Origin of the sequence: Gelidibacter gilvus (assembly GCF_004115975.1) — a bacterium.
GTDB lineage: Bacteria > Bacteroidota > Bacteroidia > Flavobacteriales > Flavobacteriaceae > Gelidibacter > Gelidibacter gilvus.
This window is the reverse complement of sequence record NZ_SDDZ01000006.1, coordinates 91,766-111,350: the sequence shown is the minus strand read 5'-3', so window position 1 is coordinate 111,350 and position 19,585 is coordinate 91,766. Positions and strand designations below refer to the sequence as shown.

At 39.5% G+C, this 19,585-nt stretch carries 11 protein-coding genes; 7 read left to right on the top strand and 4 right to left on the bottom strand.

The genetic code is table 11. From position 1 onward, the window contains the following. Genes ESZ48_RS11475 through ESZ48_RS11465 form a run of 3 tightly spaced genes read left to right on the top strand, consistent with a single transcriptional unit; the run spans window position 1 to window position 3,170 of the window. Entirely contained in the window at window positions 1-771 is a 771-nt protein-coding gene (locus ESZ48_RS11475; protein WP_129017631.1) for a F0F1 ATP synthase subunit delta, read from the top strand. After that, the gene (locus tag ESZ48_RS11470) at window positions 758-2,296 is read left to right on the top strand and encodes an alternate F1F0 ATPase, F1 subunit alpha (protein WP_129017630.1); all 1,539 of its coding nucleotides are present in this window, start codon (window positions 758-760) and stop codon (window positions 2,294-2,296) included. Before ESZ48_RS11475 ends, ESZ48_RS11470 begins: the two co-directional genes overlap by 14 nt. Beyond that, on the top strand, window positions 2,289-3,170 hold the full coding sequence (locus ESZ48_RS11465) for a F0F1 ATP synthase subunit gamma (protein ID WP_129017629.1): 882 nt from the start codon (window positions 2,289-2,291) through the stop codon (window positions 3,168-3,170). The genes ESZ48_RS11470 and ESZ48_RS11465 overlap by 8 nt, the downstream gene beginning before the upstream one ends. Before the next feature lie 479 nt (window positions 3,171-3,649). On the opposite strand, the gene ESZ48_RS11460 is transcribed toward ESZ48_RS11465, so the two are convergent. Both ESZ48_RS11460 and ESZ48_RS11455 read right to left on the bottom strand, forming a co-directional pair. Further along, window positions 3,650-3,952 carry a hypothetical protein gene (locus ESZ48_RS11460; RefSeq protein WP_129017628.1) on the bottom strand — a complete coding sequence of 101 codons (303 nt, stop codon included), beginning with the start codon at window positions 3,950-3,952 and terminating at the stop codon, window positions 3,650-3,652. A gap of 395 nt (window positions 3,953-4,347) precedes the next feature. Further along, window positions 4,348-5,208, bottom strand: a complete 861-nt coding sequence (locus ESZ48_RS11455; RefSeq protein WP_129017627.1) for a universal stress protein — start codon at window positions 5,206-5,208, stop codon at window positions 4,348-4,350. Between the two features lie 590 nt (window positions 5,209-5,798). On the opposite strand from ESZ48_RS11455, the gene ESZ48_RS11450 reads away from it, so the two are divergent. The 3 genes from ESZ48_RS11450 (at window position 5,799) to ESZ48_RS11440 (ending at window position 9,168) form a co-directional block, all read left to right on the top strand. Further along, window positions 5,799-6,872, top strand: coding sequence for a saccharopine dehydrogenase family protein (locus tag ESZ48_RS11450; RefSeq protein WP_223266430.1), 1,074 nt, complete (start codon window positions 5,799-5,801; stop codon window positions 6,870-6,872). A gap of 52 nt (window positions 6,873-6,924) precedes the next feature. Beyond that, the gene (locus tag ESZ48_RS11445; protein ID WP_129017626.1) at window positions 6,925-7,689 is read left to right on the top strand and encodes an exodeoxyribonuclease III; all 765 of its coding nucleotides are present in this window, start codon (window positions 6,925-6,927) and stop codon (window positions 7,687-7,689) included. A 318-nt stretch (window positions 7,690-8,007) separates the two neighbouring features. Then, window positions 8,008-9,168: an RtcB family protein gene (locus ESZ48_RS11440; protein ID WP_129017625.1), complete on the top strand. Its 1,161-nt coding sequence runs from the start codon at window positions 8,008-8,010 to the stop codon at window positions 9,166-9,168. 90 nt (window positions 9,169-9,258) lie between these two features. On the opposite strand, the gene ESZ48_RS11435 is transcribed toward ESZ48_RS11440, so the two are convergent. After that, complete coding sequence (locus ESZ48_RS11435) at window positions 9,259-9,645, bottom strand: DUF2784 domain-containing protein (protein WP_223266429.1); 387 nt, start codon at window positions 9,643-9,645, stop codon at window positions 9,259-9,261. A gap of 462 nt (window positions 9,646-10,107) precedes the next feature. After that, a complete protein-coding gene (locus ESZ48_RS11430; RefSeq protein ID WP_129017624.1) occupies window positions 10,108-10,314 on the bottom strand; it encodes a dodecin family protein in 207 nt (68 codons plus the stop codon). 349 nt (window positions 10,315-10,663) lie between these two features. On the opposite strand from ESZ48_RS11430, the gene ESZ48_RS11425 reads away from it, so the two are divergent. Continuing rightward, a complete protein-coding gene (locus tag ESZ48_RS11425; protein WP_129017623.1) occupies window positions 10,664-19,354 on the top strand; it encodes a GH36-type glycosyl hydrolase domain-containing protein in 8,691 nt (2,896 codons plus the stop codon). The last annotated feature ends 231 nt before the right edge of the window (window positions 19,355-19,585 follow it).

Sequence of the window (19,585 nt, the reverse complement as noted above, 5' to 3'; positions counted from 1 at the left end):
ATGGAAATCAACTGGTTTACAGTAATAGCACAAATAGTCAATTTTCTCATTTTAGTCTGGCTCTTAAAACGGTTTTTATACAAACCGGTATTGGATGCTATTGATGCGAGGGAAAATAAGATTGCTGCTCAACTTGAGGACGCTGCCACAAAAAAAGCAGAAGCCAAGAAAGATCAAGATCTGTTCCGTCAAAAGAATGAAGCTTTTGATAAAGAACGTGTCGCAAAAATGAATAAAGTCCACGAACAGATTGATTCTGAAAAGCAACGTCTATTGGAAGAGGTGAGAAAGGAATCTACGGTGCTGCGTTCAAAATTCGAGGAGTCGCTCAAGCAGCAAGAACAAGAAATAGTTGATCGGCTTAAGAGAAAAACCAAGGATGCCGTTTTTGAAATTGCAAGAAAAACGCTTTCTGATCTTGCGGATGTCAGTCTGGAGCAACAAGTGGTGACTGTATTTATTGAGAAAATAAGGAATTTGGATGGGGCGGCTAAAACAAAATTTATGGACGCACTCAAAGATAACGAAGGTTCCATTACCATAAAAAGTGTGTTCTATTTATCGGATAGTTCGAAACAGGAACTCGAAAAAGCAATGGAAAAAATCACCGAAAAACAGAATGATTTTCGATATGAATTGGAACCGGAATTGGTGAGTGGCATTAAGATAGAGACGGCAAGTTACCAATTGTCATGGACTATTGATTCCTATCTCGAAGCCTTAAAAAAGGAGAGTATCATCACAAAGGAGAAAGAAAATGCGATCGACTGATTTAGACCAAATATTAGAGGATACCTTTCTGGAGATAAGCGACAGTAAGCAAAACTATGATCCCACGATTCAATTTCGTGAAATGGGGATTGTAAAAAATATTTCTGCGGGAATTGCCACTGTAACTGGTTTACCGGGAACAGGTTTTGAGGAACTATTGGAGTTTCCCAACAATTTATACGGCATGGCTTTTAATCTCGATGAAGATGAAATAGGCGTGGTGCTTTTGGGCAGAAACGATCAGCTCCAAGCAGGTGATCCTGTTTTAAGAACCCATCGGGTTGCCGATATTCCTGTGGGCGAAGGTCTTATCGGGAGGGTCGTCGATTCACTCGGAAATCCGATGGACGATAAAGGTCCCATTTCATTTCAACACCGCTATCCTATTGAACGGCCTGCGCCACCTATTATGAGTCGCGAAGCCGTCAATGCGCCTTTACAAACCGGAATTAAAGTCATTGATGCGATCATTCCTATTGGACGTGGACAACGTGAATTGATCCTTGGAGATCGACAAACGGGCAAAACCTCTATTGCCATTGATACCATTCTCAATCAGCACGATAAAAATGTGTTGTGTATCTACTGTGCTATTGGGCAACGTACTGCAGCGGTTGCCACAGTGATTTCTGAACTTCAGGAGAAAGGCGCCATGGATTATACCGTGGTCGTATTTTCTGAAGGAAACAGTTCGCCTGGACTTCAATATTTAACACCTTATGCGGCTACAAGTATTGCAGAATATTTTATGGAGCAGGGACGTGATGTTTTAATTGTTTATGACGATCTGACCAAGCATGCGCGTGCGTATCGCGAATTGTCACTTTTACTGCGTCGACCACCTGGAAGGGAAGCATTTCCCGGCGATATTTTTTATATCCATTCCAGACTTCTGGAACGATCAACCCATCTTAATGCATCCAATGGTGGCGGATCTTTGACGGCTTTGCCCATTATTGAAACGCAAGCTCAGGATATCTCGGCCTATATCCCCACAAACATTATTTCAATTACTGATGGTCAGATTTATCTCTCGCCAAAATTGTTCGAATTGGGTTTGCTTCCAGCAGTAGATATCGGAAAATCGGTGTCTCGGGTAGGCGGTAAGGCACAGTTGGGAGCCTATCGGAAAATTGCTGGGAATTTGAAACTTGCCTATGCCCAATCTGAAGAATTGGAAACGTTTTCGCGTTTTGGAACCCGTTTGGATGCCGATACCCAAAAAATGATTGAGCGAGGAAAAAGAATTCGGATGATTTTTAAACAACCTGAAATGGAACCTGTTTCGGTACCAGAGCAACTCTTGGTGTTGATGGCGCTGATCCATGGTATTTTTGACAGTGTACCTCTTGATAAAATCACGACCGCTGAAAACCTGATTAAAAAGAAATCGTCCCAAATACCTGATGCCCTGTTGCGACGCATCTTTGCTTCAGAGTCTTTGAACGAGGCCGATGAAGCTACTATCGTATCATTGGCAAAGGATGCAATTGCCAACCTTCCTGAACTCCAGAATCATGAGTGATACTCTAATCAATCTCCAAAGAAGACAGCAGAGTGCTGGTGATATGGCATCGGTGGTTAGAACGATGAAGGCTATGGCCACGTCCAATATCACCCAATACGAGATGTCAGTACAATCTTTACAGGATTATTACCGCACCATTTCCCTTGGGATCCACGCCTGTTTTAAAAAGGAAAGGATTTCGTTGATAGCGGATCATCACGACAAGAAAAACTCAAAATCGGTGGCCATCATCTTTGGATCAGACCAAGGATTGGTGGGACGGTTCAACGATACTATAAGTTCCTATGCACAAGATATCATCAAAGAACTTCCCGGCCAGACAGAAATTTGGGTCGTTGGCGAAAGAGTGTATGCCTTGCTTTTGGATGGAAAATTCTCACCTACAAAACGTTTTACTGTCCCAAATTCTGTGACTGCGATCACTCCTTTGGTCAACCAGATTTTAATTAAAAGTGAAGCCTACCGACAGAAAGATCAGTTTTACAGCTTTTATATTTTTCACAATACGCCAACGGAAGGCGCCAATTACCGACCAGAAAGCCAACAGTTGTTTCCGCCAGATAAGAAATGGGAAGAGGACATAACAGCCATGGAATGGCCGTCCCACAATGTTCCACAAGTTATTGGAGGCACTGAAAACACCTTACGTACGCTGATTAGGGAATATCTCTTTGTGTCCTTGTACAAGGCCAGTGCAGAATCTTTGGCCGCCGAAAACGCCAGCAGACTCGAAGCCATGGAGCGTGCAGAAAAAAACATTGATGAGATGCTGGAGGATCTGAAACGCGGCTACAACCGTTTGAGACAAAGCACTATCGATGAAGAGCTTTTTGATGTGATTGCAGGATTTGAAGCACTGAAAGAAAAATGATGTAAGGTAAGCTGTTTTTGATCTTTGCTATATTATGATTGTTGTTTCATTAGTAACAAGGAGTGTTCAATTAAAACTTCAATTATTTGACCATATCTTTGATAGTATTAAATGATAGTATCAAAGTTGAAGCCTGATTATAACAGAGCAGACTATATGACGAGTCAATTTATCGCCTAAAATAACTGAGCACAGCAAAATATTAACCATTGCTTGGTCGCTACTTATTTTAAAAGTCATTGCGGGTTTTTCAACGTAATGTGGTTCTTTTAATGCTTCGTGCCAAGACGCGAAGTCGTTTACACTTAAAGCTATGCTCATCCATTCATACCGAATTATAAACAAAATAGAAAGGCCTTTGAAATTTCAAAGGCCTTTCCCATTTATAAGAATTACTAAAGATTATACTAATCCTTAAACGTAATCAAGCTTCGTATCTCGCTTTTATTAGGTTAGAGAATACGAAATGATCACTAATTCTATTTGTTTAATTCTGTACTACGTTCAACCGTTCCAGCTGGTCGTTCTTTTAGCCATGCTGCTAAAGCTTCGCGTTCGTTTTGAACTTCTATTTTTTGAGCTTCCAATCTTCTGTTTGCATCCCAAATATAATAATTGATTTGCTCGCGGATAATGGCATCCAATTTTTGCTCTTGCTGGTCTTGGTAAATTCTGAGGTTCTTTTGATTTTCTGCTGAGTCTAACCTTTTAAAATCTTCTTGAGCAGATACGCCCATAAATGAAAAAGTTGCAATTGATAGACTAATAAAAATATGTTTCACAATAAATAATTTTTGAGGTTAATAATTTTTAGAACACCGCGATCACATAAATATCTCGGTTTCTATTTTGATTTTTCAAGTATGTAAAATCTTGAAAATCAATTTAAAGAATTAGAACACTTTAATGTTCCAATCTGTTTTCAATATACTTGATATTTAGGACGTTAACAATGATCTGGGTCAGTTGGAGTGTTTCGTCAACAATATAATGTCATGATAAACCTTTGGAAAGTGACTGTAGAAGTCAGGTTTTGAATGGCCCGCTTGTGCAGCTAAGTAGGAAGAATGAAAAGTAAAATAAACACTGAATAGAACAGCTTTGAGTGAGCGCAATACTCTTTTTCACTTAGCTTTAAATGAATGCCATTTTATTCAGTGTTTAAGTTGTTATAGTTTTATAGATGGAATTTGCCATAATTTTTGGCGTTAAAACTCATTAAAGGAATTTTACCGTACGACTTCATTTTTTTCAATAGATTTCTGTAAAAGAGATCTGAGGTATAACTTGTGCTTTCACGCTCAAGCATCCCAATCATGTCGGCATCGGTTTTCTCGGAATATGTTATGAGTTCCGTGAAAATATCTTCGGAATGTAATACATCTAATTCTACGTTGGCATATTTCATATGTTTACCAATGGTTTCCATTCTTTGTGTCTTTTCTATATCACATATGGTTTTTTCCATCGTGCAAATATGCACTATTTTGATTTTTGCTTCAAGAGGCTTGGCAATGGATGCTAATTTACTAAGCGCGTCGAGATCCTCTTGTTGAAAATCTGTGGCATAAACAATGGTTTTGATCGGATGATATTCTTTATCTTCTGGAATGGTTAAAACTGGATATGGGGCTTTTTCAATCAGAGTTCTAGCCGTACTGCCCATTATCAATCGTTGTAATTTACTTTTGCTATTCATGCCAGTTACGATGAATAAAGACTGGATTTGCTCGGCTTTGGATACAATTCCTTCTACCGCCGATTTATCCTGAATGGCTTCAACTGCAACATTCAAGGTGTCTGTATCACCTCCTAAATGTTTTTTGCAAAAACCTTCAAGTTTGTCATTATGCATCTCAAAAGTTTCTTTTTCACGATTTGGGAATGGTATTCTTGCTCTAGTTTGCATCATTGATGGGCTTTCAAATACGTGAACTACCCATAATTTGGCATTTAGGCTCAAACTCATGTGATGCGCATATTTTAGGGCAGCGACGGAGCTTTCAGAATAATCGGTGGCGTATAAAATTGACTTCATTTTAGCTATAGTTTTTATTAAAGAACAAATTTAAGAAACGAATTATCAAAATAAAATGACATAGATCATCTTGAGTATTAATTCTTTAAATAACCGTAATCATTTGAAAGATATGATTTTCATAGGACCTTTTGATTTGAGAGTAATGGTAAAAATTGGACAGGTTTTGAAGATTTTAAAATTTGTGTTTAAATGAAATTGCACATGCACTACTTTATGCCTCAAGACTTATAAAGAAGTCTTTGATTCCATGCTTAGCTAGGATCATAATGAGTTTTACGAGTGTTATTTTCTAAAAATTCAATGTATAAAATTTTCATATTCTCATTTTTTACTAGTAATTTCCATGTTTCTTATCAGTAATGTTCGGTAAAAAACGAAATGTTAACAAAACCATTTCAAGCGAGGGTTGCTGAGGGATTTTTTAAATGGCAGCTTTGGAGAGTGATTGGTCAATTTTAATTTAAACAATAGGTGTTTGTCATTTAGTTAGGATCAAGTCTTTATTCCAAAAGTGAAGCGAACTGATTCTCTATTTAAGAATACATTGAAAAAATAGACTTTGGTCTCTCAAATTATAAAAGATAAATATGATTGATAAAATTGGTGTTCTCGGCTTGGGAAAAGTCGGTAGTCTTGTGGCTACCTTATTAAGTTCAAAGTATGAAGTAGAAGGTATGGATCAGTCCGAACCTGATGATGCGTTCCCTTTTAAAATAATAAAGGGAGATGTTTCCAAAGACGAAACCATTCGCAACTTTCTTAAAAACAAGCAAGCTGTAGTGTCCTGTTTGCCTTTTTTTCTCAATATAAAAATAGCTCAGACGGCAGCTGATATGGGCGTGCATTACTTCGATTTGACCGAAGATGTACCCACACTCCATGCGATTCAAAAAATGTCTAAAGACAGCAAAGCCGTTTTGGCGCCCCAATGTGGATTGGCACCTGGATTTATCGGAATCCTCGGAGCGGGATTATATTCGCAGTTTTCTGAAATCCGATCGGTGAAGTTGAGGGTAGGCGCACTGCCTCTGCATCCTATGGGTCAATTGGGTTATAGTTTTACCTGGAGTGCGGAAGGTGTCATCAATGAATACCTCAATGATGCTGAAGTGTTTCACAATAGCCAGCGTAAAATGGTAAGTTCCCTCGATGATGTAGAATCGATCAATATTAACGGACGTCAATACGAGGCTTTTTCAACTTCAGGCGGATTGGGAACCATGTGTGAGACTTTAGAAGGAAAAGTGGATATGCTCAACTATAAAACCATGAGGTATCCGGGACATCGGGACGCTATGAAATTGATTCTTTACGATTTACAGTTGAAAAATGATCGGAAACTGGCAAAAGAAATTTTGAACAACGCCTTGCCGCTGGTTGATGAAGATATCGTCTTGGTTTATGCCGCAGTGGAAGGAAAGATAGATGGCAATTTGAGAAGAAAGGAATTTAGCGAATCCTACCGCAGAATTACTTTAGATGGTAAAGATTGGCGTGCCATAAGTTGGACTACTGCCTGTAGTATTTCGACTGTGGTTGACTTGGTTTCCGAAGGCAAATTAAAAAACAAAGGGTTTATTAAGCAGGAAGAAATTCCGTTGGATATGTTCTTGGAATCGGATTTTGGATCGATGTATAAAACCTATAAAGACCCTAAATAAATCAGAAAAACGCTATAAATGCGCTTTCAGATCTTTACAAAAATAAAAAACAATGAAAATAATCTCTTGGAACATTAATGGCATCCGAGCCATAACACAAAAGGATTTTTTTGAGGACTTCTCGAAAATGAATCCAGATATCATTTGTCTTCAAGAAACAAAAGCGCAAGATGGCGAAGTGGAAAAAGCCTTGTCCCAATTGAGCGCGTATCATCATTACTATAATTCTGCCATTAGAAAGGGCTATTCGGGAGTGGCCATGCTTTCCAAAATAAAACCAATAGCAGTGACCTATGATATGGGGATCGAAGAACATGATCAAGAAGGGCGCGTCATAAGCGCGGAATTTGAGACGTTCTATTTGGTCAACGTCTATGTGCCCAATTCTGGACAAGAGTTGGTCAGGTTGGATTACCGACAGCAATGGGATATCGATTTTCGGAATTATCTATCGAACTTAAAAGAATCAAAACCGGTGATTCTCTGTGGCGATTTAAACGTTGCCCATCAAGCTATCGACCTTAAAAACGATAAAGCCAATTACAATAAAACTGCGGGATACACCCAAATTGAAATCGATGGCATGGACCATCTTCTTGACGCTGGATTTGTAGATTCGTGGAGACATTTTCATCCAGATACAGTAGCTTATACCTATTGGAGTTACCGATTTAAAGCTCGGGAACGCAATACGGGATGGCGACTGGATTATTTTTTGGTCAGTAACTCCTTATTGGATAAAGTCAAAAATATTGAAATATTATCCGAATACTACGGTTCAGACCATTGTCCAGTTCAATTGGAACTTAATATCTAAGTGTTCAACTATGATATGATTAGAAAGAGCATCTAGTTAAAAGTTACCAAACTTCAATTTTCACAAAAAAAATCCCGATAAGCAACAGGAATTGGACTGCAACTAATAAGCTAATTTATTTCCCCTAGAAATAATCGAATATCAATGGACCGCTAATGTTCATTCTTTTTTTTATTAATATGAATTTAACCGATGCCGTGATGAAATTTCAGGATTTGGAATAATCTTCTGGCTGATCTTAGTCATTGGAAAATTTGAATTAAAGTTTTAAATTGATAGGACATTCTTATTATACAAACCTTAGAACACAAAAAAGATATGAAAGCGGTTATTACAACAGAAAAAATACCTATTAAATTATGGTTGGAAGAAGATCAGATTGAAGCGGGTGCTTTGGACCAAGCCCGCGATCTTGCAAATCTGCCCTTTGCCTTTAAGCATATTGCCATCATGCCCGATACCCATTTAGGTTACGGGATGCCCATAGGTGCCATCTTGGCCACCAAAGGTGCTGTGGTTCCAAATGCTGTTGGGGTGGATATTGGGTGTGGGATGTGTTCGTTACGAACAAATTTAACCGACCTCGAAACACCTGAATTGAAGGAGATCATGACTATTGTAAGAAAAACCGTGCCAGTGGGTTTCAATCGACATGAGGGCCGCCAAGATGAATCTTGGATGCCTGAGAAAAAAGGGAATTTGCCCATTGTCGAACAAGAATATGATAGTGCCCTTCATCAGATTGGTACTTTGGGTGGCGGGAATCACTTTATCGAAATTCAAAAAGGGTCTGATGGCTACATTTGGATCATGATCCATTCCGGGTCTAGAAACATCGGTTTTACCGTGGCCAACCATTATAACAAGATCGCTATGGAGAAAAACAAAGCTCTTGACCAACAGGTTCCAAAAGACTTGTCATTTATTCCAGAAGATTCTGAATATTTCGATCTGTATTGGAATGAAATGAACTATTGCATCGATTTTGCATTGGCCAATCGAAAACTGATGATGGAACGCACAAAACTAGCGTTTGAGGAAATAATCCCTGAGGTTGAGTTTTCGCATTTCATTAATAAACCCCACAATTTTGCTGCTTTGGAAGAACATTTCGGAGAGCAGGTTATCGTCCATCGTAAAGGAGCAACTCGCGCTCGAAAAGACGAATGGGGGATGATTCCAGGTTCACAAGGCACCCATTCCTTTCTGGTAAAGGGGAAAGGAAATGCCAATTCGTTCGAATCCTGTTCTCATGGCGCTGGTAGATTAATGAGTAGGGCAGCGGCGCGTCGGAACCTTGACCTAAAAGAAGAAAGAAAATTTCTTACGGATCAGGGCATCCTACATGCCATCCGCCATAAAGGCGATTTGGACGAGGCACCAAGTTCCTATAAGGATATTAATGAGGTCATGGCAAACCAAGAGGCTTTGGTGGAGGTGCAAATCAAATTGCAACCCTTGGCGGTTATTAAAGGGTAATTTGACATCTCACAATTGTTTTTTAATCACTGGTTAATTATCGATATCTCCCAATTTATTAAGCGATGAAGTTAAAACTAAACATTTTATTTATTTCGAACGTTTAAAATTCACCCAAAGAGAACACAAGAGTGCTAAAACCGCTAACCCGATGGTCAATGCATCCACCAATTTAGCTTCGGGCAACCAACCTGTTAGTTTTTCCACCAGAAATGCGATATAGCTCGATGGCATATCCCGTTCGCCCAAGGATCTTAGCACCTGATAATGCCAATCCGTCAAAAAGCAGTATCCCCAGCCTTTCCAAAGTCCCAATAGAAACCATGAGCCAAAGGTCACCAACAAGGAAAATAGGTTGAGCTTTCGCAGTTTGGGATGGAGCCATCCCAACAGGTTGAAAAGAATCAAGCCCGTATGGAATACATAGAAAATGAAATTAGCGATATTTAGTCCAAAATCCATCATGTTGTTTTGCATAGTTTATCAGTCATTTTCTTTTGAACGAGGATAAAATAATCGATTTCTTATACACTGAGCTTGTACTTAAATTCAATTTTCATTTTAAATTTTTTTACCTGTTTTGTTAGTTGTCATAATCGAATCCGCCGGGCGTTTATCACTGATGCCATCCTAGAAAGATCGTGATAAAAAATGTCGCTTTCTAATTCACAATTACATCAGACTTTCACTCTTGATTAAAAAACTTCAACAGATTGTCGGTCGGGCTATTCCATCTTATAGAGTTGGGTAAAAATCACTACTTATTCTAGTATGGCTTTCGCTACGAGGCTTATTTATCAATTATTTAATCGTGTCTAAACTGCCAAATTAAAACTGAAATGTTTATAAACAAAAAGATTCCTAAAAGATAGGATTTTTCAACCTCCTTTTAGGAATCTTCATCGTCTCAGATTTAAACCAAGAACGGAAAATGTATAATTACTCTTTTATAATAGTAAAACTCACTTTAGTGGTGACGCGATATTCACTCACTTGATTGTTATCCACTGTTACTTGCATATGTTTTACAGTCACAGATTTAATGTTCTTTACTGTCTTTGAAGCTTCCTTAACGACATTTTTAATAGCATCTTCGAAACTCGTTTTAGAGTTCCCCATAATTTCAATCACTTTTAAAATTTCCATAATATCTAATTTAAATTATTAATACAAAGCAAAAGTACTGAGAAAAGGGCTCTTACGAAATGACCCAGGTCAGGCGGTAGATTATTGTCCAACTGACCGGCATCATTTGGAAGCGGTTATTGTAGCAGTACTTTTGGATGTCGTATCTCCTAAATGATCAGCAAAACCATACCGAATTGTTCAGCGGTCCATTGGTGTTTTTTAGAATTATGAAATCCAATAACCATAATAGATGTTCGAAAGGATCATAATTCACACACGCTTACATTCCGTTAAAAGGTTAACACATTATTGTAAAAATTATGACTATCTTATATTTTCCACTTCTTCAAATTATAATCACTTGAATATGAAAGTTAAAAGCACAACAGTTTTCGAAATGCTATCTCGTATGCGCGACTATTTTCAAAAAGGTGATTCTTTTTTGAATTCCACTGCCGCAGATCCCATACGATCAGAATTATACAATTTAGATCAAATGAAAGCCCATGCCTGTGCAGTGGCACGGTCTCATAAATTTTTAGAAGGCAAAAGGAGTGACAGGCTTTTGAAAAGACTGGATGCCAATGAAAAAATCCTGATAGAGGTGCGCAACCTTTTGGTGGAAAGCATTCAATCTGGAAAGGCGATAACTCCTGCAGCAGAATGGCTTTTAGACAATTTCTATTTAATTGAAGAACAAATTGTTACTGCCAAAAAACACTTACCAAAAAAATATAGCGAAGGCTTGCCCTATCTATCAAATGGCCACTCCAACGGAATGCCTCGGGTTTATGATATTGCTCTTGAAATAATTTCGCATAGTGACGGTCTGATTGACTCAAAAGGTCTAAAGGCTTGTATGTTGTCTTACCAGTCAGAGAAAATTCTGACCCTTGGTGAGTTATGGGCCATTCCCATTATGATGAAACTCGCTATTATCGAGAATCTTAGAAGGATTGCTGAAAAAACAGCACTCGATATGATTGACAATAATATCGCAGATTATTGGAGCGATCGGATGATTGAAACTATAAAGGATGAACCTGCTGATCTGATTTTAACCATTGCAAAGATGGCGATATCCAAGCCAATTTTAAATAGTCCATTTGTGGCGAGATTTACACAAAAACTTCAAGGAAAAGGCCCAGTTCTTGCGTTACCTCTAAACTGGTTGGAACAACAATTGACCAAGCAAGGATTAACTGCACCTGACCTGATTTGGCATGAAAATCAAAAACAGGCAGCAGATCAGGTATCCGTTAAAAATAGTATTGGGACCTTGCGATTCATTGGTTCCACCGACTGGCGAAAATTTGTAGAAGCCTCAAGTATTGTTGAGCAAATATTACGAAAAGACCCCACGGGCATTTATTCGCAATTGGATTTTGCCACTCGGGACAGATACCGTCACGTTATTGAATCTATAGCGTCTAAGAGTTCTTTTTCTGAAAGTGAGATCGCTGAAAAAACTATTGAATTAACAAAAAGGACAGAATTGTCAGATGGATCCATTCGGGAGAAACATGTGGGTTATTACCTCATTGATAAAGGTTTTGATCAATTAAAAACAGCGTCTAAGATGCGTTTTAATCTAAAACAAAGTCTGACCAGTTTTATGGAGAAAAGACCTGTTTTTATTTACCTTTCCTTAATCACGCTTCTTACTTTCGCGAGTGCTTTTTGGATGTTCTCCATAGCCTGGAAATACGGGGATTTTAATTGGCCGTTCCTGGTTCTTATAGGGTTATTGACCATGACAGGGACTGCGCATTTGGCAATTACGTTCACCAATTGGTTGGCAACCCTATGGATAAAACCCAAAATCTTACCCAGATTGGATTTTTCAAAAGGGATTCCCGTTAAATACCGCACCCTTGTTACCATTCCCACAATGCTGTCAAGCAAAAATGATATTGAAGACGACGTTGAAGGACTTGAGATTCACTTTTTGGCAAACCGCGATAAAAACTTACACTTTAGTCTGTTAACGGATTTTACCGATGCAGACTCAGAAACCAAACCGAATGACCGTGCATTTCTTAATTTGGTGAGTGAAAGAATTCAACAATTAAATGAGAAATACAACAAATCAGGACAACCGGATATTTTTTACCTTTTCCATAGACCACGACTTTGGAACCAGACCGAAGGAAAATGGATGGGATACGAGCGAAAAAGAGGTAAACTTTCTGCTTTAAATGAGCTGTTGAGAGGAGAAGATAAAAAGGATTTTAGTCGAATTGTTGGCGATTACGGCGTTTTAAAAAATATAAAATATATCATCACTCTCGATTCTGATACGCAACTTCCAAGAGAGGCGGCTTGGAAAATGATAGCCACTATGGCACATCCATTAAACCATGCCGTATATGATGAGACAAAAAATCGGGTGGTTGAGGGTTATGGAATTTTACAGCCCCGCGTAGCTTCCGATTTTCCAAAAGGGAAAACGTCTCTATATTTACGTTTACAGGGCGATATGAAAGGGATAGATCCTTATACCCGAGCTTCTTCTGACGTTTATCAGGATATTTTTCATGAAGGATCTTTCATTGGAAAGGGTATCTACGATCTGGATGTTTTTGAAAAAGTTTTGGGCGATCGTTTTCCTAAAAATCGCATCCTCAGCCATGATTTATTGGAAGGGTGCTACGTCCGCTCCGGTTTATTGAGCGATGTACTATTGTATGAAACAAATCCCTCAAATTATGAAGCGGATATCAAACGCCAACACCGTTGGATCAGAGGAGACTGGCAAATAGCAGCGTGGATATTACCATTTGCACGGGATAAATATGGAAAATGGGTACGGAACAGATTATCACTTTTATCCCGTTGGAAAATTGTAGACAATTTGCGCAGAAGCCTGTTGCCCTTTTCGCTTCTATTAATTTTTGTTTTGGGTTGGTCAGTCCTTCCTAAACCCTGGTTTTGGACTCTTGCGGTGACCATAATTATATTGCTTCCGGTCATGGCGGCAGCGTTCTTGGAGCTATTTCGCCGTCCGGAAGATTTAGACTTTAAAGCGCATGTTTCTGAAGTAGGAGGTTCTGTTAGGGAAGTGTTATTGCGTTTTATATTTGGGATTGCCGTATTGCCATACGAAGCTTACCGTTTTACGCATGCCATTCTCCTAACCAACTGGAGAATGATTGGCACCGGTAGAAAGCTATTGGAATGGACCCCATCTGCCACCGCTTCCCGTCAATCAAAAGATAGTATTTTGTTCATTTATAGAAAGATGTGGATAGGCCCTATATTGGCATCTCTATGTCTTATCCTATTTCTGAGCTCAAACTCACCCGCCTTTTTTGTTTCCATTCCTATTCTTATCCTATGGTTTGTTTCCCCTTCCATTGCATGGCGATTAAGTCAAACGGAAAAAGAAGAAGTTCCCAATCTTAGCAAGAGCCAAAAGGTGTTTCTTCATAAATCGGCAAGAAAGACCTGGAGTTTTTTTGAACAGTTTGTGACTGAAGGAGATAATTGGCTTCCACCTGATAATTTCCAACAACATCCAAATCCGATAATTGCCCACCGAACCTCACCTACCAATATAGGGCTTTCGTTACTGTCGAACCTTACCGCCTACGATTTTGGATATATTACCATGACGGAAATGGTTTTGAGATGCAGCAATACCATCGAAACTTTATATAAAATGGAACGCTATAAAGGCCATTTTTACAATTGGTATGAAACACGTTCCTTAGCGATCATGAGACCGGCCTATGTATCTACAGTAGATAGTGGGAATTTGGTAAGCCATCTACTTATTTTGCGACAAGGCATTTTGGCCTGTAAATCCGATCTGATTTTCAATATGGAAAGTTATACTGGTCTTAACGCTACGGTAGGGATCATAAAAGATTTGTTGAAAGAGGAAAAGGACGAAACTATAGATAAAATCGAAAATTTTCTGGTTCCTGTCATTCGTGATAAAAACAATTCGTTGTTAGATATTAAAAGGAATTTAGATGATCTTTTAGAGTTTAGCACGGAAATTAGCTCATCTGATGAAACGTCAGAGACCGGGAAATGGATACAGAAGTTAAAAAATCAAATTACAAACAATCGAGAAGATCTTTACCTTCAGGTTCCATGGTTGAAGTTATTGCCCATTCCAGAATCATTTAATGGTTTGTCCCAATTAGATGTGAATCAGTCGCTTTTTTCCCTTTATGACATGAATGGAGAACTGAGTCAGCAGATTGACCTCTACAAAAAGGAAACAAATGATGAATCGGATAGGAAATGGCTGATGAATTTAGAAACCGCTTTAAAATCCGCAAATGCTGCGATTCCTGAAAAACTTAGCTATTTTGAAGAACTAGCGGAAAAGCTTGAACAATTGAGTATTGTTGATTATGAGTTTTTGTTGGATAAGGACAGGAGCCATCTTTCGATTGGCTATAATGTGGATGAACTCAGAAGGGATGATAGCTTTTATGATATGCTCGCTTCAGAAGCAAGGATGGGCATTTTTGTGGGGATTGCACAAGGCATGTTGCCTCAGGAAAGTTGGTTTTCCTTGGGGCGGTTGCTTACCGATTCAAAAAACGGACCGGTCCTATTATCCTGGAGTGGTTCAATGTTTGAATATTTGATGCCGCAATTGGTCATGCCCACTTATGAAAACACCTTATTGCATGCCACCAATATTGCCATGGTAAAACGGCAGATAGAATATGCTAAAAAGCGTGATGTACCTTGGGGCATTTCCGAATCGGGCTACAACAACGTCGATACCAGTCTTAATTATCAATACCAAGCTTTTGGTGTGCCCGGATTGGGATTAAAACGAGGGTTGGAGGATGATCTTGTCATCGCGCCTTACGCGAGCATGTTGGCTTTAATGGTTGCTCCCAAAAAAGCAGCCTCTAATTTAAAAGTTTTATACGAGAAAGGTTTTGAAGGAGAATATGGATTTTTTGAGGCTATTGATTATACCAAATCACGACTGCCACGTGGTGAAGATCATGTGGTCATCAATTCGTTTATGGCCCATCACCAAGGGATGGGATTCTTATCGTTTGCCTATGTGTTGCTAAACAAACCTATGCAAGATCGTTTTGCTGCAGAGTTACGTTTTCAAGCGGCCTTATTGCTTTTGCAGGAGCGCATTCCAAAGAAATCTATTTTTTACGCACATACCGCTAAAGTTGCGGATATACACACTACAGGGGCAGAAGCACAATTAAGAATTATAACCACGCCAAATACGACCATCCCAGAATTGCAATTACTCAGTAATGGGAATTATCAGGTCATGGTCACCAATTCAGGAGGCGGATACAGCCGTTGGAAAGATGTAGCCGTCACCAGATGGCGAGAGGATGCCATAAAAGATAATTATGGAATCTTTTGTTATATAAAAGATGTCGATAGTGGAAACTTCTGGTCCAATACTTACCATCCAACCCTTCAGCCTTCTAAAAATTATGAGGCGATATTCTCTCAGGGCTCCATTGAGTTTTACAGAAGAGATTTTGGATTTGAGACCAAAACCCAAATTGTGGTATCTCCTGAAGATAACGTAGAAATAAGAAAAATTAGGATTACAAATAGATCGCAGGCGCCTAAAGTTCTGGAGATCACCAGTTATACTGAGCTTGTCCTAGCCACCCAAGCCTCTGATGAGGCACATCCCGCATTCAGCAACCTGTTTGTCCAAACCGAGATACAGCCAGAATACAATGCGATTTTTGGTACAAGAAGACCCCGGTCCAAAAATGAAATGCCACCCCATTTCTTTCATTTAATGGATGCCTACGGTGGAAAAGTGGAAGAGGTTTCCTTTGAAACTGACCGCATGCAATTTATTGGCAGAGGAAGAACCTTAGCTGATCCGCAGGCCATTGATGTTGGTAAATTAGCGGGTAACCAAGGTGCCGTTCTGGATCCTGTAATGTCTACAAAGTGTCGTATAACCATTGAGCCTTACAGCACGGCTACTATTGACCTTATCTATGGCATTTGTGAAAGTCGTCAAGAAAGTGAAGCGCTCATGCATAAATATCGCGATAAGAATCTTAAAAAACGTGCGTTGGATCTTTCCTGGACCCATAGCCAGGTTTTGTTAAGGCAGATTGATGCCACGGAAGCCGATGCCCAAATATTCGGAAAACTGGCATCATCAATAATTTATTCAAATCCTGCCTTACGAGGTTCTGAGGCAGTAATCAAGAGTAATTTCAGAGGTCAGTCGGGACTTTGGAGCCATTCGGTTTCGGGAGATTTGCCGATTGTATTGTTGCAGATATTTGATATGAAAAACCTTGATTTGGTTACGCAAATAGTCAAGGCTCACGGGTATTGGCAATTAAAGGGACTGACCGTAGATCTTGTCATCTGGAATGAGGATCATGGCACTTACCGCCATGAATTACAGGATCAGATCTTAAACATGATTTCCGCAGTGAACACCTTAACTGGCCATGTTCCCGGAAAGATATATGTAAAATCAACCGATCAAATTTCTGTGGAGGATCGCATCTTATTTGAAAGTGTTGCCAAAATAATTATCACCGATAATAATGGCACCTTATCAGAGCAGATAGCTGGACTTTACACAGAAATAGGATCATCTCCATTATTGGAAATTACCGCGAAAGCTCCCAAAGACACAAGCCTTGAAAATTTAGTGCTGCCGTCAGATCTTAAATACTTTAATGGAACAGGCGGTTTTACGCCTGACGGGAAAGAATATAAAATCATAACTGATAATGAAGTCATCACCCCAGCGCCTTGGGTGAATGTCATTGCAAATACGACTATGGGAACTGTGGTTTCTGAAAGTGGGTCAGCCTACACCTGGGCAGTAAATGCACATGAATATCGCATGACGCCCTGGCAAAATGATCCCGTGATGGATGGCAGTGGGGAAGCCTTTTATTTACGGGATGAAGAAAGTGGAGTGTTTTGGTCACCAGCACCGTTTCCGATAAAAAGTGAAGCAAATTATATCACGACGCATGGTTTTGGTTATAGCAATTTTGAGCATATAGAAAACGGCATAGTTTCCAAAATGACAGTGTTTGTGGACAAGGAGGCACCGGTTAAGTTTGTCGTACTGCGCTTAAAAAATAATTCAGAGCGCTCTCGAAAACTATCGGTTACTGGATATTTAGAAATTATTTTAGGCAATGTCCGCTCTAAAACCAATATGCATATCCTTTCAGAACACGATACGAGTAACAGGGCCTTATTCTTTAGAAACAGGTACAATGATGCATTTGCCAATCGTGTGGCATTTTTCAAAATTATTGGTCTAAATACTTATAGTTATACCACGGATCGATCGAAATTTATTGGACGGAACAGAAGTCTTTCCAATCCTAAGGCGATGCACCACCAAGATTTAAGAGGAAGAATTGGTGCCGGACATGACACTTGCGCAGGGTTGCAAGGTAAATTTGAATTGCTGTCAGGAGAAGAAAGAGAACTTGTTTTTGTAATTGGCAATGGTGAAAATACGGAAGCGGCCATTAAGCTCACCCAAGATTTTTCAGACTTGACTACCGTTAACCAGTCTTTTAATGAGGTTAAGGCTTATTGGAATGAAATCGTCACGACGGTGCAGGTTCAGACGCCGGATGAGGCTTTAAATCTGCTGGCCAATGGATGGCTTACTTATCAAACCATTGCTTCTAGATTATTTGCCCGCAGTGGATTTTATCAATCTGGAGGTGCGTTTGGTTTTAGGGATCAGATTCAGGATGTGCTGTCCTTATTGCACAACAAACCTGAATTGGCCAGAGAGCAAATACTTCTAAATGCTTCCCGTCAGTTTAAGGAAGGCGATGTACAGCATTGGTGGCATCCACCAGAAGGTAGGGGGGTGCGTACCAATTGTTCTGATGACTTATTATGGTTGCCATTTGTGCTTTATAGGTATTTAAATGCTACTGGCGATATGGAGATATTGAAAGCGCAATCCAGATTTATAAACACCAGGACGTTGCAGGCAGGTGAAGATACCCTCTATGATTTGCCAACGCGTGGCAGTTCAAGTGTTGATCTGTACCACCATTGTCGTCTCGCCATAGAACACAGTCTCCGTTTTGGAGCACATGGATTGCCGTTGATGGGATCTGGCGACTGGAATGATGGGATGGACCAGGTAGGAAATGAAGGTAAGGGAGAAAGTGTCTGGCTCGCATTTTTCCTATATGATATTCTTTTAAATTTTGAAAAAGTAGCCCTTCAATATGGCGATCACGAATTTGCGGCAACCTGTAAAGAAGAGGCCATTGAATTGCAAGCGAATATTGAAAAATCGGCTTGGGACGGCAACTGGTATAAACGGGCCTGGTTTGATGATGGAACGCCTCTGGGATCGAAGATAAACGATGAATGTAGCATTGATGCCATTTCCCAAAGTTGGTCTGTTCTGACCAATGCGGCACCTGAGGAAAGAAGAAATCAAGCCATGGCGTCTTTAAATAAACATTTGGTCAGAAGGGATATAAAAATCATTCAGCTGCTTGATCCGCCTTTTGATAAATCGGATTTGAATCCCGGTTATATCAAAGGCTATGTGCCTGGAGTAAGAGAAAATGGAGGCCAATATTCCCATGCCGCCATCTGGACCTTAATGGCCTTTGCTGCGCTTGGCGATCGGAAGACTGCCTACGAACTATTTAGTATGGTCCAACCCATTAATCATGCTTTGAATGCTGAGGAGGTGCAGACCTATAAAGTAGAGCCATATGTCATGGCGGCCGATGTTTACGCTAACGAAACCCATCGTGGGCGTGGCGGATGGACGTGGTACACTGGCTCTTCAGGCTGGATGAATCAATTTATTATAAGTTCGTTGTTGGGCATGGAACTTCTTGTGGACAAACTGAAATTCACCCCTTGTTTTCCTGAGGAGTGGCCTTCTGTTACCATTAATTACCGTTTTAAAACCAGTACTTATAATATCACAATCTATCAGGAAAAGGATATTGAAGAATCGTGGTGGAAGATGGACAATGAGAAGGGTAAGGGCGCTGTCTTTCCTTTAGAGAATAACGGAAGACAACATGAGGTTGAGGTGCATGTTTTAATTTAGGAGGTGTAGATGCTTTGCTGATTTTATGGGACAATTCTGGAATTGGTTTTGTTGTTCAAATTTCCATCAATTGGTGTTTTCGAAAGTTTCGGATTAAAAAAGAGGTGGATAAATTCAATCCCCTCATATGTAAAATACAAATTAAGGTTAGTGAGTTTAATATGGTTTAAACGAATTGATTACTTCTGATTTTTTTCTAAATTATTCAGTAAGTATGACCTAGGTCATTTT